Genomic DNA, 22,848 nt, shown 5'->3' on the forward strand with positions numbered 1-22,848 from the left:
CAAGCCATTCCGGCTGCCATGGTTTTGAACAGGAACCCGTCATGCCCCGTTTCATCCAGACCCTGCTCGCCAGCGCCGCCCTGTGGCTGCTGGCGCGCGTGCTCATCGTGATCGTATTCGCCAGCTCCGGCCTGGCCAAGCTGCTGGACTTCCAGCAAGGCGTCCAGGAGATGACGCAGGCCGGCCTCGAGCCGGCCGTATTCTTCAACGTGCTGACCGCCGCCACCCTGCTGCTCGGTTCGGTCCTGGTCCTGGCCGACCGCGCCCTGTGGCTGGGCGCCGGCATGCTGGCCGTATTCCTGGCCGCCACCATCCTGGTGGTGCACACCTTCTGGAGCATGGAGCAGCCGCAGGCCATGCTGTCCATGTACTTCGCGCTGGAGCATCTGTCGCTGATCGGCGGCCTGATGGGCCTGGCCATCGCCAGCCATCTGCGCCGCCAATTGGTTGCGGTGCGCGGAGGGCTGCAGGCATGAGCAAACGAACAACATGGGTCCTGATCCCCGTACTGGCCGTCGCGCTGGCGCTGGGCTGGAGGCTGATGCCCGCTTCGCGGGACGCCCAGGCCGGCGGCGCCTACCCGCCCGCCGTGGTGGAGCTGGCGGACGTGCGCGAGGAGACCGCCCCGCGCCTGCTGCACGCCGTCGGCGAACTGGAGGCCTGGCGGCAGGTGCAGTTGAGCGCGGAAACCAGCGGCCGGATCCGCGACATCCGCTTCGAATCCGGCCAGCCGGTCAAGGCCGGCCAGCCCTTGCTGCTGCTCAATGACGAACTGGAGCAGGCCAGCCTGCGCCGCCAGCAGGCGCAACTGAAGCAGGCCGCGCTGCAACTGGAACGCGTGCGCCGGCTGAAGGCCGAGCAGGCCTCCACCCAGGAACAGCTCGATCAGGCTCGCGCCGACCATGACATGGCCCAGGCTCAGGTGCAGCACGACCGCGCCCAACTGGCCCTCAAGCAGGTCAATGCTCCGTTTGCCGGCCGAATCGGCATCACCCATCTGCATCCGGGCCATTACCTGCAGCCCGGCCAGGCCATCGCCAGCCTGGTGGACGACAGCCGGCTGCGCGTGAACCTGACCGTGCCCGAACACGTCTTGCCCGAGCTGAGCGTCGGCCAGGCGCTGACGCTGCAGGTCGACGCCTGGCCCGGCCGGACCTTCCAGGCGCGCATCGCCGCCATCGATCCCCTGGTCGGCGCCTCGCGCACCGTGCGGCTGCAGGCCATCCTTCCCAATGAAGGCGGCCGTCTGCAGGCCGGCATGTACGCCCGCGCCCGGATACCTCGTCCTGCGGGCGCTCCGGTGCTGAGCGTGCCCGAGACGGCCCTGACCTACACGGCCTATGGGCAGACGGTCTTCGTCGCATTCAAGAACGAACAGGACCAATGGCAGGCGAAGCGGGTGTCCGTGCAGACCGGCGAGCGCTGGGACGAGCGCGTCGAGATCATCCAGGGCCTGGAGGTCGGCGACACCGTGGTGAGCGCCGGCCAGATCAAGCTGCAGGACGGCTCGCTCCTGCAGCCGGCCGCCGGCGGGGAGAACTCATGAATACGCCTTCCCGCCCCGGCTTCACCGACCTTTTCGTGCGCCGGCCCGTGCTGGCGCTGGTGGTCAGCGCCCTTTTGCTGATGCTGGGCCTGTTCGCCCTGCAAAAGCTGCCCATCCGCCAGTATCCGCTGCTGGAAAACTCCACCATCACCATCACCACCGAATACCCCGGCGCCTCGGCAGAGCTGATGCAGGGCTTCGTCACCCAGCCCATCGCCCAGGCCCTGGCCTCGGTGGAAGGCGTGGACTACCTGTCCTCGACCTCGGTGCAGAGCCGCAGCGTGGTGACCCTGCGCATGGAGCTGAACCGGGATTCCACCCAGGCGCTGACCGAAGTGATGACCAAGGTCAGCCAGGTCCGCTACCGCCTGCCCGAAGGCGCCTACGATCCGGTGGTGGAGCGCTCCTCGGGAGACTCCACCGCCGTGGCCTACGTGGGCTTCTCCACCCGGGACCTGTCCATCCCCGAGCTGAGCGATTACCTGTCGCGCGTGGTCGAACCCATGTTCTCCACCATAGACGGCGTGGCCAAGATCCAGACATTCGGCGGGCAGAAACTGGCCATGCGCCTGTGGCTGGACTCGGATCGCATGGCCGGCTACGGCCTGACGGCGGCCGACGTCGCCCAGGCCGTGCGCCAGAACAACTACCAGGCCGCCCCCGGCATGATCAAGGGGCAGCACGTGCTGAGCAACATCCGCCTGAATTCGGACCTGACCAGCGTGGCCGAATTCCAGGACCTGATCGTGCGCCAGGACGGCACCTCGCTGGTGCGGCTGCGCGACATCGGACGGGTCGAACTGGGCGCGGCCGCCACCGAGACCAGCGCCCTGATGGACGGGCTGCCCGCCGTGCACCTGGGGCTGTTCCCCACGCCCGGCGGCAACCCCTTGCGCATCGTGGCCGGCATCCGCGACCGCCTGCCCGACATCGAGGCCACCCTGCCGCCAAGCGTCAAGGTGGACCTGGCGTTCGAAACCGCCCGCTTCATCCAGGCCTCCATCGACGAGGTGCTGCGCACCCTGACCGAAGCCATGCTGATCGTGGTCTTGGTCATCTATCTGTGCCTGGGATCCATGCGCAGCGTGCTCATTCCCCTGGCCACGATACCGCTGTCCATGCTGGGCGCGGCGGCGCTGATGCTGGCTTTCGGCTTCAGCGTCAATCTGCTGACACTGCTGGCCATGGTGCTGGCCATCGGGCTGGTGGTGGACGACGCCATCGTGGTGGTGGAGAACGTGCCCCGCCACATCGCCGCCGGCCGCCCTCCGGTGGTCGCCGCCCTGCTGGGCGCGCGCGAAGTGGCGGGGCCGGTCATCGCCATGACGCTGACCCTGGCCGCCGTCTATGCGCCCATAGGCCTGATGGAAGGCCTGACCGGCGCGCTGTTCAAGGAGTTCGCCCTGACCCTGGCCGGCGCGGTGCTGGTGTCCGGCGTGGTGGCCCTGACCCTGTCCCCGGTCATGAGCTCGCTGCTGCTGCCCGCCCAGCAGGACGAGGGACGCATGGCCCGCATGGCCGAGCACGTCTTCGGCGGACTGTCCGAACGCTATGGCCGGGTCCTGGCCGCATCCCTGCGGCACCGCTGGATCACCGGCCTGCTGGCGCTGGCGGTGTGCCTGAGCCTGCCGCTGCTGTACCAGGCCACGCACAGCGAACTGGCGCCCATCGAGGACCAGGCCAGTGTGCTGACCGCCGTCAAGGCCCCGCAGCACGCCAACCTGGCCTACGCCCAACGCGACGCCCTGCAGCTGGACAAGGCGTACTGGGCCATTCCCGAGACGGCCGGCACCTGGATCATCGTAGGCACGGACGGGCCGGCGGCCAGCTTCGGCGGCATCAACCTGCGCGACTGGAACAGCCGCGACCGCGACGCCAGCGCCATCCAGGGCGAACTGCAGGGACGCGCGGCGGGAATCCCCGGCAGCAGCATCTTCGCCTTCCAGCTTGCGCCGCTGCCGGGCTCCAGCGGCGGCCTGCCGGTACAGATGGTGCTGCGCAGCCCCGGCGACTACCGCAGCCTGTACGACACCATGGAGCAGGTCAAGCAGCAGGCCCGGGAAAGCGGGCTGTTCGTGGTGGTGGACAGCGACCTGGACTACAACAATCCCGTGCTGCGCGTGGACATCGACCGCAGCAAGGCGGCCAGCCTGGGCATCAGTCTGCGCGACATCGCCGATTCGCTGGCCGTGCTGGTGGGCGAGAACTACCTGAACCGCTTCGCGCTCGAAGGCCGCGCCTACGACGTGATTCCCCAGAGCCAGCGCGACTACCGTCTGACGGCCCAGGCCCTGACGCGCCAGTTCGTGCGCAGCAGCCAGGGGGAACTGGTGCCGCTGTCCGCCGTGGTCCAGGTGAGCACCGACGTGGAGCCCAACAGCCTGCGCCAGTTCAACCAGCAGAACTCGGCCACCCTGCAGGCCATTCCCGCGCCGGGGGTGACGCTGGGGCAGGCCGTGGCCTATCTGGACGAACTCGCCCGCACCCTGCCCGCCGGCTTCATGCACGACTGGCAGTCCGAATCGCGCCAGTACACGCAGGAAAGCCAGTCGCTGGCGCTGGCCTTCCTGGCTGCCCTGGTCGTGATCTATCTGGTGCTGGCGGCCCAGTACGAAAGCCTGATCGACCCCGTCATCATTCTGGTGACGGTGCCGCTGTCGCTGTGCGGCGCCCTGCTGCCGCTGGCGCTGGGCCTGGGGACGCTGAACATCTACACGCAGATCGGCCTGCTGACCCTGGTGGGCCTGATCAGCAAGCACGGCATCCTGATGGTGGAGTTCGCCAACGAGCTGCAGGCCAGCCGGGGGCTGGACAAGCCGCAGGCCATCCTGCAGGCGGCCCGCATCCGCCTGCGGCCCGTGCTGATGACCACGGCCGCCATGGTCTTCGGCCTGGTGCCGCTGCTGTTCGCCTCCGGAGCGGGCGCCAACAGCCGCTTCGGCCTGGGCGTGGTGATCGTCTCCGGCATGATGATCGGCACGCTGTTCACCCTGTTCGTCCTGCCCACCCTCTATACCTGGCTGGCCCGCGACCATGCCCGCCAATCCGATACGCCGCGCGCCCGGGCCCTGGCGCAGGCCCTGCATGCCTCGACGGGAGAATCCTGATCCATGACGCCATCCGTTTTGACCAATCGCCCGCGCTTCACCATGCCTGCCGGCGCCCTGGCGCGCCGCCTTGCGGCCCTGCTGCCCGCCTTGCTGCTGGCCGGCTGCGCCGTCGGGCTGGACAGCTCCGTGCCCGGCGCCCCCGCCCTGGCCGGCAAGGACTGGAGCCCGCAGTTCGCTCCCGCATCGGCGGCCGCGCAACGCCCCGCCTGGTGGAGCTTGCTGCAGGATCCGCAACTGGACGCGCTGATCGCCTCCGCCTTGGACCATAACCTGGACATCGCCCAGGCCCAGGCCCGCTGGCGCGCCTCCCGCGCCCTGGTGGACGAGCGCCAGCAGGACAGGCTGCCTGCCGTCACCGCCCAGGCCCGCCACACACGCAGCGGCTCGCAGTTCGCAGCGCCGGACGGCACGCCGGACCATGCCGTCACGGAGAACTGGCGGCTGGGGCTGGATGCCACCTGGGAAATCGACCTGTTCGGCCGCCTGGAACAATTGGCCGCCTCCGCCCAGGCGCGCAGCCAGGCCGCGCAGGACCGGCTGGAACTGACGCGCCAGGCCATTGCCGCCGAGCTGGCGCGCCAGTGTGTCCAGGCCCAGGGCCTGCAGCGGCGTTTGGCGCTGGCGCAGGAAGATGTGCGCAGTTGGGAAGAAACCCGCCGGCTGGTGCGGGCCGGCGTCGCCCTGGGACGCGAGCTGCCGAAGAACCGGGGCAACGGCCAGGCGGGGCTGGGGCGCGCCCAGGCCCAGAGCCCGCGGGTGCGCAGCGACCGTGAGCTGGCCCGAGTGCGCATGCAGGTACTGGGCGGCGGCAGCGCGGCCCCCGTGCAGGCTCCCCTGCCTGCGCCGGCGGCTCCGCTGGCGGCCTCGCTGCCGCTGGGCGATGTGAATGCCATGCTGCTCAATCGCCCCGACGTGCGGGCGGCGCGCCAGGAACTGCTGGCCCGTTCGCACGAGGTCGCGGCGGCCACGGCCGAGCTCTATCCCCGCGTGGACCTGGCCGGCTTCGTCGGTTTCTTCGCCCTGCGCGGCAGCAGCCTGGGCCATGCCGCGCGCGCCTTCGAGCTGTCGCCCGGCGTGCAGTGGCCGGCGCTGCGCCTGGGCCATGCCCGGGCCCGGCTGCGCGGCATGCAGTCCTTGTCGGACGAATCACGCCTGCATTATCAGCAAGTCGTCCTGCAGGCCCAGGAAGAAGTCCAGGGAGCCCTGCACAGGCTGACGCAGCACCAGCAAAGCCTGCTGAGCCTGACGCGCGCCGCCGCCCACCTGCAGGCGGCCCATGACCGCGCCCTGGCCCGCTACCGCGCCGGTGCGGGGCAATACCTTCAGGTGCTGGAGAACCAGCGCAACCTGAACCAGACCCGCCAGGAACTGGCCCAGGCCGAAACGGGCTCCTATCTGAATGTGATCGCCCTGTACCAGGCGCTGGGCTGGGGCGCCCCATAAGCACATGGCCTTGGAAACCATGAAGTCATAACCGTCGGACACCATTAATTAATGAAAACTCGGTAGTTAAAGCCTTCTCCGCTGTCTGATTCAATGAATCGGACAGCGCCCCCGGGCCCTGTGCATCCGCAACACACAGTCCAACAGAGAATGCTCATGACCCGATTTCTTTCTTCTTTCCCGGCCGCCCGGATGCCGGGCATGTCGGCCCGCCACATCGCCGACCTGAAAATTGGCGTGATTCCCGGCGCCATGAATCGCCTGCGGATCCACGACATCAGCGTCAACCCTTCCCTGCGTCAAGCCCAAGCATGAGCGCCGCCCTGAATCCCGCCCTGCCTCTGCCCCGCGGCGACACGAACGCGCTCGACGTCGCGCTCGCCCCGGCGCGCGGCGCGGGCAGCGTCTCCTTCGAGCAGATCGACAAGATCTATGCGTCCTCGAGCGGGCCTGTACATGCCCTCAAGGACATCAACCTGGACATTCCCGCCGGCAGCATCTACGGCATCATCGGGCGCAGCGGCGCGGGCAAGTCCAGCCTGCTGCGCACCATCAACCGGCTGGAGACGCCGACCCGGGGCCGGGTGCGCGTGGACGGAGTGGACATAGGCCGCCTGAACGAGGCCCAACTGGTCGCGCTGCGCCGGCGCATCGGCATGATCTTCCAGCACTTCAACCTGCTGTCGGCCAAGACGGTCTGGGAAAACATCGCCCTGCCGCTGCAGGTCGCCAAAGCGCCGCGCGCCGACATCGCCGCCCGGGTGGACGAGCTGCTGGGTCTGGTGGGCCTGCAGGACAAGCGCGACAGCTATCCCAGCCGCCTGTCGGGCGGCCAGAAGCAGCGCGTGGGCATCGCGCGGGCGCTGGTTCACCACCCTGAGATCCTGCTGTGCGATGAAGCCACCTCGGCGCTGGATCCCGAGACCACGCATGCCATCCTGCAATTGCTGCGCGATATCAACCGGCGCCTGGGCATCACCATCGTGCTCATCACCCATGAAATGAGCGTGATCCGCCAAATCGCCGACCAGGTACTGGTGCTGGAGCGCGGTGAAATCGCCGAGCACGGCGAGGTCTGGAAGATCTTCGGCAATCCCCGCCATCCGGCCACGCGCGCCTTGCTGGCCCCGTTGCAGCACGACCTGCCGCCCGATCTGCGCCAGGCCCTGCGCAGCGAGGCGCCCGCGACCGGCGGCGAGCGCCTGCTGCAACTGAGCTACAACGGCCGCGACCGCCTGGAACCCGATCTGCTGGCGCTGGCCCAGGCCCTGCGGGCGCCGTTGCGCCTGGTGCACGGCGGGGTCGACCGCATCCAGGGTCATGCGCACGGCCGCCTCATCGTGGCCGTGCCGGCGCACGCCGCCCTGCCGCCCTTGCACGCCCTGACCGAACAGCCTGGCGCCCTGGCGCACGGGATCGAGGACCTGGGCTATGTCCCGACCCATTGAAACGCAGATGATGGCCGCCCCCGGCGCCATCGCCTGCGTCGCAGCCCCTGGCGATGCCGACGATCCGCGGTGGCCAACCGCTCTGCGCCGCCCAGGCCGGTACGCATCGCCCGGCTCGAGCCCGAACGCAGCCGATGACAATGGCCGACGGCCGTGCTACAGTGCTTGAAACCGAAATCTTTCCAGATTCTCATTCCATGAACTGTCCCGCACCCCTCTTGCTGAACACTGACGCCGGCTTCCCGGCCGTGTCCGTGCGGGCAGCCACGCCTCCTCCCTCCCTCGTTGTCGTCGCAGACGTACGCAGCGGCGTTCATCCGCCACGCGCCGTCGTCGCATACGCGCATGTCGCAGACGCGCATGTCGCAGACGCGCATAGCGGCGTTCGCTGCTAAGCCAATCCGTTTTCATTCCTTCGCATCGTTCATCCGCGCCTCTTGCCCGGCGCGCGCGAAGGCAATTCGAATCTGATAGACAACGAAACATGACTACATCCACATCCCGCGCCCAATGGGGCGCCATGCCGCTGTTCGTGCTGCTGTGGGGCAGCGCCGGCATTTTCACCCGCGTCGGGCTGGACCACGGCTCCGTGCTGGCCATGCTGACCCTGCGCTTTGCCATCGCCCTGCCCGTCGTGCTGCTGCTGGGCTGGAGCCAGGGCGGCTAGCTGCCGTCCGGGGGCCTGCGCTGGAGCACCGCTGCCGGCGGCCTGCTCATGATAGGCCTGTACTCCCTGTGCTATTTCGAGGCGCTGGGCAATGGCATCACCCCAGGCCTGCTGGCCACCATCCTGGGCGTGCAGCCCATCCTGACCCTGGCGCTGACGGAACGGCGCTTTTCTCCCGCCCGCCTGGCCGGCCTGTGCCTGTCCCTGGCGGGCCTGGTCCTGGTGGTCTACCAGAGCCTGATCCTGACCCGCCTGACCCTGCCCGGCCTGCTGTATTCTCTGGGCGCCCTGCTGAGCATGACGCTGGGCGCCATCCTGCAAAAGCGCAGTCCCCAGCCTCCGCTGCAGGCCATGCCGCTGCAATACGCCCTGTCGCTGCTGCTGTTCCTGTTGCTGGGAACCGTCCAGGATGTGCATTGGGACAACACCTTCGGCTTCTGGGGCCCGGTGCTGTGGCTGAGCCTGGTCATCTCCGTGCTGGCGCAGTTGCTGCTCTACCGCATGATACGCAGCGGCAACCTGGTCAACGTCACCAGCCTGTTCTACCTGGTGCCCGTGGTCACGGCCGGCCTGGACTATCTGGTGCTGGGCAATGCCTTGCCCCTGGCGGCCGGACTGGGCCTGCTGGCCATCCTGGCCGGCCTGTCGCTGTCCTTCCGTAAAAGCGGCTGACGCGGCGTCGACGGCACAGGAAAAAAAGACCGGAAGCCCGCCCTGGGGTCGGGCGGGTTTCCGGTCGAAAAGTCAGGGGCCTGTTCCTGACATGCCGTTTCACATTTGCTTCTAATAATTGATCCCTTTGTCCGCATGACATCCGGAATTCCGGATCAGGGCCTGGCTCCATGCGCGAGCAGCGCCTGCTCGCCATTCCAGGGCGTCGTCTGGTCCGCGCTGGCGGCGCGCGCCTTGGCGACCGCCGCCGCGTCCATCTCTGAGGCCCCGTTCTGCCATTCACCGCGAATATAAGTCAGCACCGCCGCCAGTTCCCCATCGCTGAACTGCTCGCCGAAGGCCGGCATGGCGCCGTTGTAGGTGTGGCCCTTTACCGTGATGGGGCCGTGGATGCCGTGCAGCACCAGCTTGGCCAGCACCTCGGGCTCGCCCTTGACCCATTCGGACCCGGCCAGGGGAGGAAACACGCCGGGCAGCCCCATGCCGGTGGCCTGATGGCAGGCCAGGCACGCATTGGCGTACAGCTGCCTGCCAACCACGGACGCGCCGGGGCCGCCCTCCTGTGGCGCTAGCACCGCCAATGGGCGTCGATCGCCCAGGCCGGCGGCGCTGTCGGGCTGCGCCGTGAAGATGTAATACACCGCCCAGACGATCAGGGCGCCCACTACGGCGATCACGATGCGGGGAATAGGGTTGTACTGTTCGTGCGGATCCGCATTCTCGCTCTGGCGTGTCTGGATGGGCGGCCTCATTGCATGCGCTCCTTCTGCTCCAGCGTGATGACGGGATAGGTGCGCTTGAGGCTTTGCAGATAGGCCACCAGATCCAGCGCCTCGGGCCTGGCGACCACGACCTTGCCCTGGGGCCCCACGTCCGGCGGCAGGTTCACCACCCGTTCGCCGGGCGCGACCTGCTCCTTGTCCTTGGCTTCGAACAGGAAGCGATAGGCCGGCATATTGCTGCCCGGCGTGTAGGCGCGCGGATCATAGAGATGCCCCAGGTGCCAGTCTTCGCTGGGCTGGCGCACGCCGATATTGAACAGGTCCGGCCCGGTGCGCATGGTGCCCAGCAACGGCGGATCGTCGTAGTGGTAGTCGCCGGCCACCGATGCCCGGCCCCAGCCGCGGCTTGCATCCGCAACGCCGGCGCCCGTCGTGCTGGGCTGCTGCGTGTGGCAGGCGATGCAGGCATTGGCCCGATACACGGCCCTTCCCCGCAGTTCCTGGCTGGTGTAGGGCTTGAGCCCTTCGGGCGCGGGCTCGTCCTTCAATTGCAGGAACGGCACCACGATCATGGCCGCCGTGGCCAGTGACAGGGTCACCATGGACCCGACGATCAGCTTCAGTTCATTTTCCATATCAGGCCTTCACAGCAGCGCAGCCGCGCTCGGTTACAGGATTGCGCTCGGTCACGGCGAAGACGCCGGAACGCAGGATGATCAGCAGCACGTGCAGGGCAAATACCAGATGACCCAGCGTCATCAGGGCGCCGCCCAGGGAGCGGCCTTGCAGCCAGGGCATGGTGACCGCGACGGAATCCATGAACGAGCGGGCCGGATCCAGCAGCGCCAGGCCCTGCAGCACGCCGCCGATGCTGAGCGTGATCATGTAGACCGCGAAACCGGCCGCCACCAGCCAGAAATGCAGGGAAATCAGGGCGGGACGCGGCCAGGCCGTGTCCAGGATGCGAGGCATGGCGAAGTACACGCCGCCGAAGATGACCATGGTCACGAAGCCATACATGCCCAGGTGGGCATGCGCCACGGTGAAATGCGTGAAGTGCGTGACGGCGTTCAGCGAGCGCAGGGCCTCCAGCGAGCCCTGCAGCGAAGCCAGGGTATACATCATGGCGCCGAACACGATGAAGCGCAGCACGGGCGAGTGGCGCAGCGCGCTGAAATGGCCCTTCAGCGTCAGGTGCTGGTTGGCCGAGAAGGCCAGCACGGGAATCACCATCATCACGCTTTGCACGATGGACAGGGTGATCAGCCATTCGGGAATGGGGCCGCCGATCAGATGGTGGGCTCCGACCTGGCCGTAGAAAAAGGCCAGGGTCCAGAATCCCAGCAGGGACAGGTTGTAGGAGCGTACCGGCCGGCCTATGACCTTGGGCAGAAAATAGTAGATGGCGGCAATCGACATGGGCGTGTAGAACAGGCCCAGCACGTTGTGGCCGAACCACCAGTTCATGGTGGCCTGCTCCACGCCGAAATGCACGCCCGGTACCTTGGCCACGATGTACAGGATGGGGAACCAGAACAGCGCTGCGCCTATGTACCACACCGATACGTACAGGTGCTTGACCTTGCGCCGCGAGAGCATCAGGGCCAGGGGCATGCCTATCATCATGCCGCCGAAGGCGAACAGCACGCCGATCTGCCAGGGAATCTCCAGCCACTCCATGCCGGCGTTCAGGCCTATGGCCAGAGCGCCCATGCCGGCCACCAGCGCGGCATTCCACACCAGCCCGCCCACCATGACCAGGCGGCCGCCCAGCAGGGAGTCTGCAGCAGGCGCGGCAGCATCCAGATCGTCAGCCCCAGCAATCCCATGGGCGCCCAGCCATAGGCCACGCCATTCAGGTGCAGGGTGCGCAGCCGCCCGAAGCTGAGCCAGGACACATCGCCCAGGAACTCGGGCCAGTGCAGCTTGAGCGAGCTGATCAGGCCTGCAAACGAGGCCACCACCAGCCAGACCACCGCGCAGGCGATCAACAGGAAGGCCGGCAGCGAGCTGGAACGGTCGGCCTCTTCGCGGGCGCGCAGCTCGGCGGCGCCGGCGGTCTGGCCCTGATTCTCGGCCAGGTGGGCGCGCGCCCCCAGGCTCAGGGCCTGATGCTGCGCCGCGCCGGCGGACGGCTCTTCGGGCCGGCCGATCTCGCCAGCATGGAAAATGGTGCGCGCGCCGCTCACGTCGGCGTCGAACAGGCCTTTGCGCAAGGACCAGATAAACGCAAACAGCCCGGCAATCGACAGGATAAATGCGGCTAGCAATAGCGCCGTCGGGTTCATGGTATTCCTCTGACAAGGTGGCGCCGGAGCCTGGTCCGGCGCAAACGAAAACACCCGGCAAGGCTACGCGGGCGTCCTCTGCATTCCAAGAATCAGTTGCGGCGCCAAAAACCGTATCAGTTGCGTAGACCGCCGCCCGCACAGCGCAGCGCTTGCATCCGAGGGAAAGCGGATCAGATAATGAAAAAATGCGTTTTTTTGCATTGACCCCATCAGATGCCCCTGGGACCGCCTGCCATGAAACTCTACGAACGCCTGGCCGATGAACTCGCGCAAGCCATTCACCAGGGCACCTTGTCCCCCGGCGACCGCATGCCCTCCGTGCGCCAATTGATGGACAGGCACAAGGTCAGCGCCTCCACGATCTTCCAGGCCTACTACCGGCTCGAATCCCAGGGCTTGATCCTGGCCAGGCCGCGCTCGGGCTATTACGTCTCGCCGTCCGCCGCGCGGCTGGCGCTGGAGGCCGACACGGCTTCACGTCCGCCGCTGCAGGCCACCAGCGTCAGCAACAGCGACCTGATCCTGGCCATCCTCCAATCGGCCTCCGAACGCTCCGTCACGCCCCTGGGCTCCGCCTTCCCCAGCCCCCTGCTGTTCCCGCTGGAACGGCTGGGTCGCTTCCTGTCGGCCGGCGTCAAGCAGCAGGATCCCTGGGCCAGCGTGGACGACCTGACGCAGGGACATGCGCCCCTGCGCCGCCAGATCGCGCTGCGCTACCTGGCCGACGGCATGGAGATCAATGCGGACGACATCGTCATCACCAACGGCGCGCTGGAAGCCCTGAACCTGTGCCTGGCGGCCGTCACCCGGCCGGGCGACATCGTGCTGGTGGAGTCCCCCACCTTCTACGCGGCCCTGCAATCGCTGGAGCGCATGAAGCTGCAGGCCGTGGAAGTGCCCACCCATCCGCGCGAAGGCATAGATCTGGACGCCCTGGAACAGGCCATCCTGCGCCATTCGCCCAAGGCGTGCTGGCTGATGACCACTTTCCAGAATCCCTTGGGCAGCCTGATGCCGGACGCCAAGAAAGCCGAGCTGGTGGCGCTGCTGGCGCGTCATGACATTCCCCTGCTGGAGGACGATGTCTACGGCGAATTGTATTTCGGCGCGCATCGCCCCCGCCCCGCCAAAGCCTTCGACCGCCAGGGTTTGGTGATGCACTGCTCTTCCTTCTCCAAGACGCTGGCGCCGGGCTATCGCATCGGCTGGGCCGTCCCGGGCCGTCATGTGCAGGAGGTGGCCAAGGCCAAGTTGACCACCACGCTGACCTCTCCGGTTCCCACCCAGCTGGCCCTGGCCGGCTACCTGGAAAAAGGCGCCTACGACAGGCATTTGCGCCGCCTGCGCGCGCAGTTGCGCCAGCAGCGGGACGATTTCGCGCAGGCGCTGGGGCGCAGCTTCCCGCCCGGCACCCGGGCCACGCGGCCGGAAGGGGGCTATTTTCTGTGGGTGGAACTGGACAAGCACGCCAACACCCTGGAGCTGCACCGCCAGGCCCTGTCCCAGGGAATCAGCATCGCGCCCGGCTCCATTTTCTCCACCACGCAGGACTACAGACACTGCCTGCGGCTGAACTTCGGCCATCCCTGGGACGAGCGCGGACTTGCCGCGCTCCAGACCCTGGGGGCCTTGTGCAGAACTTCGCGGCCTCAACCATAACTTTGCTTATTTCTTGGCAATAGAAATTAACTACAGCCAAAATCTTGAGAAGACAAGAAAGAGGAGGTCATACTGATCATTTGCAGACGCCTCCGCGCTGCCTGTCCGGGAGCACGACCATGACGACCAAATTGCGCGCCAGGCTGATCGGCGCCTGGCAACTCGTATCTTTTTCCTTCGACCCCGTGGACGGCAGCGACGCCATGCCGCCTCTGGGCCCGCGCCCGACGGGCCTGCTGGTGTACACGGAATCCGGTTTCATGTCGGCCCAGATCAGCGGCGCCAACCGCCCCAAGGTCGCCTCCGGCGACTGGAGCCAGGCCGCCCCCGGGAGTATGCCGCCCTGGCTTCGTCCTATATCGCCTACGCCGGCTCCTTTGAAGTGGACGAAGACAGCCGCAGCGTGACCCACTTCGTGGACATGTCGCTGATCCCCTTCTGGGTGGGCGTTCCGCAGCAAAGACTGGCTCGCCTGGACCGGGACCACCTGTACCTGACCACGGGACAGCCTCTGCTGTTCAACGGCAAGCTCGGCCACGCCAGCCTGAAGTGGCGCCGCGCCGACACCGCCTGATCCCGATTCCGGGCGCCTGCCTTCGTGATGCCGCGGGGCCGTTCGCGCCCCCCCGCCGGCCGCATTGCACCCTGCCCGGAACAGGCCTTTACCCATAATCGGGAATTGAGATTACATAAATCTCAAAATCAGCCAAAACAAGCAGCAACTGTCGCTATTTGACAGCAAATACTCCCGATTTATTTCCACAATACTGCAATGCGATTTTGCCATCATGAAGGCACCTGACAGGACGTCAGACTCTGCTTTCAAAGGATGCGCCCGCCATGCTGAATCGCTCTTCCCGCTCACGCTCCCGTCTGCGCCACGCCGGTTTCTCCTTGATCGAAGTCATGGTGGTGCTGGTCATCATGGGCGTGATGGCCGCCCTGATCGTCCCCAACCTGATGGACCGCCCCGACCAGGCGCGCGCCGCCGCGGCCCGCCAGGACGTGGCCTCCATCATGCAGGCGCTCAAGCTGTACCGCCTGGACAACGGCCGCTATCCGACCCAGGCCCAGGGCCTGCAGGCCCTGGTGCAGAAACCCGCCGGCGTGGACAACTGGCGCAGCTACCTGGACCGCCTGCCGCAGGATCCCTGGGGCAATCCCTACCAGTACCTGAACCCCGGCGTCCATGAAGAAATCGACGTCTTCTCGCTGGGGGCGGACGGCCAGCCCGGCGGCGAAGGCAGCAATGCGGACATCGGCTCCTGGCAGCGCTGAACCCGATGAATCTCCAGCGTCCCGCTCTGCCCGATCGCCAGCGCGGCATGATCGTGGTCAGCACCCTGGCCCTGGTGGCGATACTGGCCATCCTGGCCGGCGCCATGCTGGCGCGCCAGGCGGTGGACACGCGGCGCCTGGAGGTCCAGCAGCAAATCCTGTTCGTCCGCTCCACCCTGGCCGCCGACAGGGAGCGCGCCCGCGCCCTGTTGCGCCTGCATTCCCGCGAGCAGGTCGCCGTACGGCTGGACGACCCGTCGAACCGCCCCGTCCGGCGCCGGGCGCTGCATGACGCCGGGCAGCCGCCGGCCTGGCTGTACAGCCGCATCAGCGATGAACAGGGCAAATTCAATCTGCGCAACCTGGTACGCCAAGGCCAAGTGGACCCACAGGAAAGCGCGGCTTTCCTGCGGCTGTGCCAGCTATTGGGCATTCCCGCCGCACAGGCCCGCCAGATCGCCCGCCGGGCCGTCATCAGCCTGGTCAGCGAAGACCGCGACCAGTCCGTCCTGACAGAGCAAGACCGGCAAGCCTCCTTGCAGGCCGGCCTCGAACTGGGCTTTGCATCCGTGCCGGCGCAGGACCAGGCGCCGCGTCCGCGCATCCTCCTGGACCTGCTGCCCGAACCCGGGCTGGACGAAGCCCTGCTGGAGCGCCTGGGGGAATTCGTCACCATCCTGCCGCGCCCAAGCTGGATCAACGCCAACACCGCGCGCGCCGAAGTCATCGCCGCCTGGGTGCCCGGCCTGTCCCTGGACAAGGCCCGCGCCCTGCTGGCCGAACGCGACAAGGGCCGCTGGTTCCTCAATCGCGGCGACATCCACCAGCGACTGAACATGCCGGAGCTGGAAGAAAGCCAGCTCAAGCTGGGCATCACCAGTCACTGGTTCCGCCTGGACAGCGCCGTGCGGCTGCAGAATGCCTGGGTCCTGTCGCGCGCCTTGCTGTTCGACGACAAACAGCGCCTGCCCCAGATCGTCTGGCACAGGGAGGGGGCATGATCCGCCCTGCCCGAATCGCGCCCGGCGCCCTGCGCGTGCACGAACTGCGCATCCAGCTGCCCGCGTCGTGCGCGGAGCCCGGCGATGCCGTAGACGTGTTCTGGCGGCAGCGTAAAGGTCCCTGGCAGGCGGAACGCCTTCCCGGCCTGGAAGCCGCGGCGTCTCGCTTCAGGCCCCGCCGCCTGAGCGCCTGCCCGCATCCGGCCGACCTTGCCTCGGCCTGCCTGCCCATGCCGCCCCTGGCGCGCCCCTTGCTGCTCAAGGCGGCCCGCCAGGCCGTGGCGGCGCGGTCCTTGAATACCCTGGAGGAACTGCTGGTGGCGCATGGCCCGCGCAGCGAGGACGGACGCATGGACCTGGCCTGGACGCCCCGGCAGACCGTACGGCAACAGGCGCAGCGCCTGCGCCATTTCGGGTTGTCGCCGAGGGCGCTGCTTCCTCCACACGGCCGGCCCGACCTGGCCGCCGGCCGGACGGTATGGGTGGACGGCTGGGCATTGCGTCCCGTCGGTCCGCAGCACCTGGACATCCTGCCGCCCGGCCATCCGTCCGCCGGGCAGGAGGCGGCGCCCGGTTCCGCCTTTGCCGTCGCGCACTGGCATTTCCCCCTGAAAGCGCTGACGCCGCAGGACTCGTCGCGCTGGCCGCGCATTGCCGCCGGCTGGGCCGCGGCGGCGCTGGCCCTGTCCCTGCTGGCCATGCACCTGGACACGCGCCGCCTGGCCGCCCGGGGCCAGGCGCTCAAGCACGACATGACGCAGCGGGTCAAGACGGCCTTTCCGGACATGGGCATGGTGCTCGATCCGCTCCGGCAAGCCCGCCAGCAGATCGATGCGCGCCGCGACGGCAGCGCCGATGCCATCGGCGACGATCTGTTTTCCTTGATCCAGGCCGCCGCGCCCGTCCTGGACATCGCGCAAGGGCAGATCCAGACGCTGGCCTACCAGCCCGGAACCCTGACCCTGACCTGGCGCGACGGCGCCCGGCCCGCCGAGGCCCGGCTGGCCGCGCTCAGGGAGCAGGCTTCCAACCAGCGGATCACGCTGACTGCCGAGCAGGACAGCCTGGTCATCACGGCCCTGCCAGCCCCCATGGAGTCTTCGCCATGAAACCCTTCTTACGCTTGAGCAGCCCGGCCCTGAGCCGCTGGATCCGACCCCTGCAAGGCCAATGGCAAGCCCTCACCCGGCGCGAGCGGCGGCAACTGACCCTGATGGCCGTGCTGCTGCCGGCCGCCCTGCTCTGGCTGTTCTGGCTGCGGCCGGCCTGGCAGACGCGCCAGCACTGGCAGCAGGAGCTGCCCCGCCTGCACAGGCAGGCGGCGGAACTGGAGCAGTTGCTACAGGAAAATGGCTTCGCTCCTTTGGTCCCGGCAGGGCAGCGGGACCCCGGCCCATGGACGGACCGCCTTCAGGCCAGCCTTGCCCAGGCCGGGCTGGCCGCCCGGATCAGCGTGGCGGAGCCGGACATCCGCCTGGAATTCTCCTCCCCCGTCTCCGCAGCCGCCCTGCTGGCCTGGCTCGCGCCGGCCGCCGCCAGGCTCGGACTGGCCGTGCAGCAGGTCCGCATGGAGCGCGCGGGCGGCGACGCGCTGGAGGCGCCCGTCACCGCCCTGGTTCAGCTACAGATTCGCCAACAGCCTTGGGATGGCCCGCCATATGATTCACCTTAAGCCCGTCCGGCCCCGATTGAGCGCCCTTGCCGGCAGCCTGCTCCTGGCGGGCTGCGTGACCACCACGCCGCCGCAGGACTCGGACCTGTTCACCCACGACCCCGACCTGGTCCCCGCCCCGGGGACCGCGCGCGCACTGCCCCTGGAGCCGGATGACACGCCCGCGCAACGCAAGGTCCTGCGCCAGTCCGCCCCGCTGCCCGCCGGCGGCGCCGCGCCTTACCGCGGCCGCGGCAGCCAGGACCAGGACAAGGTGCGCCTGAACTTCAGCAACACCGACGTCCAGGAAGTCGTCGCCGCGCTGTCCAGCTTTCTGGATCGCCACTTCCTGGTGGATCCGCGCGTCAAAGGCACGCTGACGCTGCAGTCGGACGGCGAGGTGCCCGCCTCCACCGCCTTCCAGCTGCTGGACGGCGCCCTGCGCCTGCAAGGCGTCGCCGTCGTCGACGTGGGCGCCGGCAGCCGCGTGGTGCCCATCGCCGACGCCCGCCTGCAAGGCAGCGCCGTCAACGATCCCAAAGCCCTGGGCGGAGTGGCCACGCGCAGCTTCCGCCTGAACTACGAGAAGGCCGACGCCCTGGTCGCCGCCCTGAAACCGCTGCTGGCGCCGGACAGCGTGCTGACGGCCTACCCCAACAACAATACGGTCGTCATCACCGACAGCGTGGACAACCTGGAGCGCATCGCGGCGCTGATCCAGTCCATCGACACGCCCACGGCACTGCACACGCTGGGGCTGCCCATCTACAACGGGGTGGCCACCGATATCGCGGCCCTTGCCAACGACATCCTGGAACAGGACGGCAACAACGCGCAGCGCGACATCGCCGTCATGGCCGACCCGCGCTCCAACAGCGTCATCATCCGCTCCAGCAGCCCGGGGCGCAGCACCCTGGCGCGCAACCTGATCGTGGAACTGGACAATGCCCAGACCGATCCCGGCAACTTCCACGTGGTGTACCTGCGCAACGCCCAGGCGCGCTACCTGGCCGGCGTGCTGCGCGGCCTGCTGACGGGCGAGTCCCCGGACCAGGAACAAGGCGGCAGCGAATCCATGCGCGCCGCGCTGGGCAACCAACGCCAGGGACAGGACAAGCCGCGCGCCGGCGGCAAGACGGACAAGCAAGGCTTGCAGGATCAGCCCCTGGAGCGCGACACCGGAAGCGGCGCCAGTTCTTTCTCCGCCTCCGGCGTCACCGTGCAGGCCGACACCACCACCAATGCGCTGATCATCGCCGCCCCCGAACCCATGTACCGCAGCCTGCGCCGGGTCATCGACATGCTGGACCAGCGGCGCGCGCAGGTGCTGGTGGAAAGCCTGATCGTGGAAGTGACCGAGAACGACGCTTCGGAGCTGGGCATCCAGTGGATGCGCAACAACGGCCGTTTCATCGGCGGCGCCAACCTGGGCGGGGCCGACTTCAAGACCGGGGCGACCAACACGGTGGACATGCTGCCGCGCGGCCTGTCGCTGGGCATCCTCGACGGCAGCGTCAACATCCCGGGCGTGGGCCAGATCATGAACCTGAACCTGCTGGCGCGCGCGCTGCAGAGCAAAGGCGGGGCCAACATCCTGTCCACGCCCAACATCCTGACCCTGGACAACGAGCCCGCCTCCATCCTGGTGGGCAAGACCGTGCCTTTCGTCAGCGGACAGTACGTCACCAGCGGCGGCGCCAACAACAACCCCTTCCCGACCATAGAGCGCGAGGAAATCGGCCTGAAGCTGAGCATACGCCCGCAGATCTCGGAAGGCGGCGCCGTCAAGCTGGACATCTACCAGGAAGTCTCCAACATCGACGAGACCACCAAGGTGGAAGGCGGCATCGTCACCAACAAGCGCGCCATCGACACCAGCGTGCTGCTGGATGACGGGCAGATCATGGTGCTGGGCGGCCTGCTGGAAGACCGGGTCACCCGCGGCTCGGACGCCGTGCCGGTCCTGGGCTCCATTCCCATCCTGGGCGCGCTGTTCCGCTACGACAAGCGCGAACGCGAAAAAACCAACCTGATGGTCTTCCTGCGCCCCTACGTCATCCGCGATGCGCAGGCCGGGCACGGCCTGACCCGGCACCGCTACAACTACATGCGCGCCCAGCAATTGCGCGGCCAGCCCGCCGAACATCCCCTGCTGCCCGACATGAGCGCGCCCGTGCTGCCGCCCCTGCGCAAACCCGCCCAGCCCCAGGCGCAAGTGGACCTGCGTCCCGACCAGTGGGAGCAGACCCGCGGGCAGGACGCTCCCCCCACCCGCCAGACCGTCCAGTTGCGTCAGCGCCCGGCTCCGACGACGCCCGCCGCCGAACAGATGCACGCGCGCCTGCCGGCGAACGTGGGCGTGCGCCAATCCCTGGACCAGGACTATGCGGCCTCGCCCGTCGAGCGGCAGGCCATCCTGATCGCCGATGCCGACCAGGAAGCCCAAGCGCGGCGCATCGCCGCCCGCGTGCAGCGCAGCGGCCTGCCCGCCTACGTGCTGGCCGGTGCGGGCGGCAATGGCTACCAGGTGCGCGCCGATGTTCCCGCGCAGGAACAGGCTCTGGACACCTCGCTTGCGCTGCTGGCCGAGCTGGGCTACCGCGCCCGCCCCCTAGAGTCGCCATGAACGCCCTGACCGAAGCCCATCGCCTGCCCGAGCTGCCCGCCGCCTGGTGCCGCAATCACCGGCTGCTGCTGCGGCAGGACCCGCCCGCGCTGCTGATCTGCGCCCGCACGCCGCATTGGGCCGTGTCCGAAGCCTGGCGGCAGGCCGGCGCCGTGCCCGTCCAGTCCGTCGACGAGGCCGCCATGGACAAGCTGCTGAACCAGACCTACCAGGAAGGCAAGGACGCCGCCGCCGTCGTGGACGCCGCCGAATCCGACGTGGACCTGGAGCGGCTGCTGCATGACCTGCCCGCCGTCACCGACCTGCTGGACACCCAGGACGACGCGCCCGTGATCCGCATGATCAACGCCTTGCTGACCCAGGCGGCGCGCGACGGCGCCAGCGACGTGCATTTCGAAGCCTTCGAGACCCAGTCCGTGGTGCGTTTCCGCGTGGACGGCGCCTTGCGCGACGTGGTCTCGCCGCGCAAGGCGCTGCACGCGGCCCTGATTTCCCGCATCAAGATCATGTCGCAACTGGACATCGCCGAAAAACGCATTCCGCAGGACGGGCGCATCACCTTGCGCGTGGGCGGGCGGCCCATAGACGTGCGCGTATCCACGGTGCCCACGGTGCATGGCGAGCGCGCCGTGCTGCGCCTGCTGGAAAAAGACGCCGGCCGCCTGCAACTGGACCGCCTGGGCCTGGCGCCCGACATACGCGCCGAACTGACCCGCCTGATCCGCCAGCCGCACGGCATCGTGCTGGTCACCGGCCCCACCGGCAGCGGCAAGACCACCACCTTGTACGCCGCCCTGGGCGAGCTGGACCGCGGCGTCAGCAACATCCTGACCGTGGAAGACCCCGTGGAGTACGACCTGCCCGGCATCAACCAGATACCGGTGCACAGCAAGATAGGCATGACCTTCGGCGCGGCCCTGCGCGCGGCGCTGCGCCAGGACCCGGACAACATCATGATCGGGGAGATCCGCGACCTGGAAACCGCCCGGATCGCCGTGCAGTCCTCCCTGACGGGCCACGGCGCGCTGGCCTCCCTGCACACCAACGACGCCATCTCCGCCGTCACGCGCCTGTCCGACATGGGCATAGAGCCCTTTCTGCTGTCCTCGTCCCTGCTGGGCGTGCTGGCCCAGCGCCTGGTGCGGCGCCTGTGCCCGCATTGCAAGCAGCCGGACCCGGACGGCGGCCCCGGCCGCTGCCGTCCCGTGGGCTGCGAGGCCTGGAACCATACCGGCTACAAGGGCCGCACCGGCATACACGAGCTGTTCGTGGTGCACGAAGACATACGCCAGCTGATCCACGTCGGCGGCGAAGAACCCGCCTTGCGCGAAGCCGCGCGCCGCCACGGCATGCGCAGCATGCGCGAAGACGGGCAGCGCTGGGTGCGGGCCGGCGTCACCACCGCCGACGAAGTCCTGCGCGTCACGCGCGACGACTAGGGTCAGGGCCGGCGAACATGGCGCGCTTCCACTACCAGGTCGCCCAGGCGGACGGAGCCCTGCAGGCCGGCACGCTGCAGGCCGGCTCCCTGGCCGCCGCCCGCCAGACGCTGGCCGAGCGTGGCCTGACCATCCTGGAGCTGAAGGAGCTGGGCGCCGGCAGCGCCGCGCAGTCCTGGTTCAGCCCCGCCATGAACGCCGCCGACCTGTGCTGGGCGACCCGCGAGCTGGCCAGCCTGCTGAGCGCCAGCCTGCCGCTGGAAGCCGCCCTGACCGCCACCATCGAGCAGGCCGAGCGCAAGACCGTGGCCGCCGCCCTGCAGCACGTGTGCGACCAGGTGCGCGGCGGCATGCGCCTGGCCGACGCCATGGCCGAGCGGCCGCGCGATTTCCCGGCCATCTACCGCTCCCTGGTCAGCGCCGGCGAGAACGCCGGCGATCTGGCCCGCGTCATGGAGCGCCTGGCCGACTACCTGGAGAACCGCGACCAATTGCGCAGCACCATCATCAGCGCCTTCATCTACCCCGCCATCCTGGTGCTGGTGTCCACCGGCATCGTGGTGTTCCTGCTGAGCTACGTCGTGCCGCAGGTGATCGGCGCCTTCGCCCAGGCCCGCCAGGAACTGCCCCTGCTGACCCGGCTGATGCTGCAGGCCAGCCGCCTGCTGGGCGACTACGGCCTGATCGCCTTGCTGCTGGCGGCGCTGGGCATCGTGCTGGCCCGCATGGCGCTGCAGGACGCCGGCCGCCGCCTGCGCTGGCACGCCCTGCTGCTGCGCCTGCCCGGCCCGGGCGGCTATGTGCAGGGCGTGAACACCGCCCGCTTCGCCAGCACCCTGGCCATCCTGATCGATGCCGGCGTGCCGCTGCTGGCCGCGCTGGATGCCGCCCGCCAGACCTTGGGCAACCAGTATCTGGCGCAATGCGTGCGCCATGCCGCTCAGCAGGTGCGTAAGGGCTCCAACCTGGCTCCGGCCCTGAAGCGCCAGAAAGTCTTCCCGTCGAACCTGATCCACCTGCTGGCCAGCGGCGAGAAGACCGGCGCCCTGGCGCCCATGCTGGACCGCGCCGCCGCCAACCTGTCCCGCGACCTGGAGCGCCGCGCCCTGCGACTGACCGCCATGCTGGAGCCCATGATGACCCTGGGCATGGGCGCCATGGTCATGATGATCGTGCTGGCCATCCTGATGCCCATCATGGCGATCAACCAGATGGTGCAGTGAATTTGCATAAGGTGGAGGAATCAAGAAACACAGCCCTGTCCATCGCTGGAAATACGAGAGCATGGACCTTCC

18 protein-coding genes and 2 pseudogenes are annotated in these 22,848 nt (G+C 68.3%); 17 read left to right on the forward strand and 3 right to left on the reverse strand.

Features of this window, described 5'->3' with window-relative positions:
* Positions 1 to 41: 41 nt before the first annotated feature.
* The 8 genes from ACWPWO_RS11995 (at position 42) to ACWPWO_RS12030 (ending at position 8,886) form a co-directional block, all read left to right on the forward strand.
* Positions 42 to 476 (forward strand): DoxX family protein, encoded by a 435-nt coding sequence (locus ACWPWO_RS11995; RefSeq protein ID WP_454006788.1) that lies wholly within the window; start codon positions 42 to 44, stop codon positions 474 to 476.
* Positions 473 to 1,546 carry an efflux RND transporter periplasmic adaptor subunit gene (locus ACWPWO_RS12000; protein ID WP_454006789.1) on the forward strand — a complete coding sequence of 358 codons (1,074 nt, stop codon included), beginning with the start codon at positions 473 to 475 and terminating at the stop codon, positions 1,544 to 1,546. The genes ACWPWO_RS11995 and ACWPWO_RS12000 overlap by 4 nt, the downstream gene beginning before the upstream one ends.
* Positions 1,543 to 4,653, forward strand: coding sequence for a MexW/MexI family multidrug efflux RND transporter permease subunit (locus ACWPWO_RS12005; RefSeq protein ID WP_454006790.1), 3,111 nt, complete (start codon positions 1,543 to 1,545; stop codon positions 4,651 to 4,653). The genes ACWPWO_RS12000 and ACWPWO_RS12005 overlap by 4 nt, the downstream gene beginning before the upstream one ends.
* Positions 4,654 to 4,656: 3 nt before the next feature.
* Complete coding sequence (locus ACWPWO_RS12010; RefSeq protein ID WP_454006791.1) at positions 4,657 to 6,099, forward strand: efflux transporter outer membrane subunit; 1,443 nt, start codon at positions 4,657 to 4,659, stop codon at positions 6,097 to 6,099.
* A 156-nt stretch (positions 6,100 to 6,255) separates the two neighbouring features.
* A complete protein-coding gene (locus ACWPWO_RS12015; protein ID WP_454006792.1) occupies positions 6,256 to 6,414 on the forward strand; it encodes a hypothetical protein in 159 nt (52 codons plus the stop codon).
* On the forward strand, positions 6,411 to 7,547 hold the full coding sequence (locus ACWPWO_RS12020; RefSeq protein ID WP_454006793.1) for a methionine ABC transporter ATP-binding protein: 1,137 nt from the start codon (positions 6,411 to 6,413) through the stop codon (positions 7,545 to 7,547). The genes ACWPWO_RS12015 and ACWPWO_RS12020 overlap by 4 nt, the downstream gene beginning before the upstream one ends.
* A gap of 484 nt (positions 7,548 to 8,031) precedes the next feature.
* Positions 8,032 to 8,214 (forward strand): hypothetical protein, encoded by a 183-nt coding sequence (locus tag ACWPWO_RS12025; protein WP_454006794.1) that lies wholly within the window; start codon positions 8,032 to 8,034, stop codon positions 8,212 to 8,214.
* Between the two features lie 48 nt (positions 8,215 to 8,262).
* The gene (locus tag ACWPWO_RS12030; RefSeq protein WP_454006795.1) at positions 8,263 to 8,886 is read left to right on the forward strand and encodes a DMT family transporter; all 624 of its coding nucleotides are present in this window, start codon (positions 8,263 to 8,265) and stop codon (positions 8,884 to 8,886) included.
* Between the two features lie 155 nt (positions 8,887 to 9,041).
* Here the strand turns inward: ACWPWO_RS12030 and ACWPWO_RS12035 are convergent, their stop codons facing one another.
* From ACWPWO_RS12035 to ACWPWO_RS12045, 3 genes and pseudogenes are all read right to left on the reverse strand, one after another.
* Positions 9,042 to 9,638: a c-type cytochrome gene (locus tag ACWPWO_RS12035; protein ID WP_454006796.1), complete on the reverse strand. Its 597-nt coding sequence runs from the start codon at positions 9,636 to 9,638 to the stop codon at positions 9,042 to 9,044.
* Positions 9,635 to 10,243 carry a cbb3-type cytochrome c oxidase subunit II gene (locus tag ACWPWO_RS12040; RefSeq protein ID WP_394061182.1) on the reverse strand — a complete coding sequence of 203 codons (609 nt, stop codon included), beginning with the start codon at positions 10,241 to 10,243 and terminating at the stop codon, positions 9,635 to 9,637. Before ACWPWO_RS12040 ends, ACWPWO_RS12035 begins: the two co-directional genes overlap by 4 nt.
* A 1-nt stretch (position 10,244) precedes the next feature.
* Positions 10,245 to 11,896: pseudogene (locus ACWPWO_RS12045) on the reverse strand (cbb3-type cytochrome c oxidase subunit I).
* 237 nt (positions 11,897 to 12,133) lie between these two features.
* Between ACWPWO_RS12045 and ACWPWO_RS12050 the strand changes: the two are divergent.
* From ACWPWO_RS12050 to gspF, 9 genes and pseudogenes are all read left to right on the forward strand, one after another.
* Positions 12,134 to 13,558, forward strand: a complete 1,425-nt coding sequence (locus ACWPWO_RS12050) for an aminotransferase-like domain-containing protein (protein ID WP_454006797.1) — start codon at positions 12,134 to 12,136, stop codon at positions 13,556 to 13,558.
* Between the two features lie 203 nt (positions 13,559 to 13,761).
* A pseudogene (locus ACWPWO_RS12055) lies at positions 13,762 to 14,132 on the forward strand (lipocalin-like domain-containing protein).
* Positions 14,133 to 14,398: 266 nt separating this feature from the next.
* On the forward strand, positions 14,399 to 14,836 hold the full coding sequence (gene gspG / locus ACWPWO_RS12060; RefSeq protein WP_454006798.1) for a type II secretion system major pseudopilin GspG: 438 nt from the start codon (positions 14,399 to 14,401) through the stop codon (positions 14,834 to 14,836).
* A 5-nt stretch (positions 14,837 to 14,841) separates the two neighbouring features.
* Positions 14,842 to 15,837, forward strand: a complete 996-nt coding sequence (gene gspK, locus ACWPWO_RS12065; protein ID WP_454006799.1) for a type II secretion system minor pseudopilin GspK — start codon at positions 14,842 to 14,844, stop codon at positions 15,835 to 15,837.
* Positions 15,834 to 16,946, forward strand: a complete 1,113-nt coding sequence (locus ACWPWO_RS12070) for a GspL/Epsl periplasmic domain-containing protein (RefSeq protein ID WP_454006800.1) — start codon at positions 15,834 to 15,836, stop codon at positions 16,944 to 16,946. Before gspK ends, ACWPWO_RS12070 begins: the two co-directional genes overlap by 4 nt.
* Positions 16,943 to 17,509: a type II secretion system protein GspM gene (gene gspM, locus ACWPWO_RS12075; protein ID WP_454006801.1), complete on the forward strand. Its 567-nt coding sequence runs from the start codon at positions 16,943 to 16,945 to the stop codon at positions 17,507 to 17,509. The genes ACWPWO_RS12070 and gspM overlap by 4 nt, the downstream gene beginning before the upstream one ends.
* On the forward strand, positions 17,496 to 20,114 hold the full coding sequence (gene gspD, locus ACWPWO_RS12080; RefSeq protein WP_454006802.1) for a type II secretion system secretin GspD: 2,619 nt from the start codon (positions 17,496 to 17,498) through the stop codon (positions 20,112 to 20,114). Before gspM ends, gspD begins: the two co-directional genes overlap by 14 nt.
* Entirely contained in the window at positions 20,111 to 21,553 is a 1,443-nt protein-coding gene (gspE, locus tag ACWPWO_RS12085; RefSeq protein ID WP_454006803.1) for a type II secretion system ATPase GspE, read from the forward strand. Before gspD ends, gspE begins: the two co-directional genes overlap by 4 nt.
* Before the next feature lie 17 nt (positions 21,554 to 21,570).
* Complete coding sequence (gene gspF / locus ACWPWO_RS12090) at positions 21,571 to 22,776, forward strand: type II secretion system inner membrane protein GspF (RefSeq protein ID WP_454006804.1); 1,206 nt, start codon at positions 21,571 to 21,573, stop codon at positions 22,774 to 22,776.
* Positions 22,777 to 22,848 lie beyond the last annotated feature (72 nt).

The sequence above is a fragment of the Alcaligenes sp. Marseille-Q7550 genome (genome assembly GCF_965112015.1).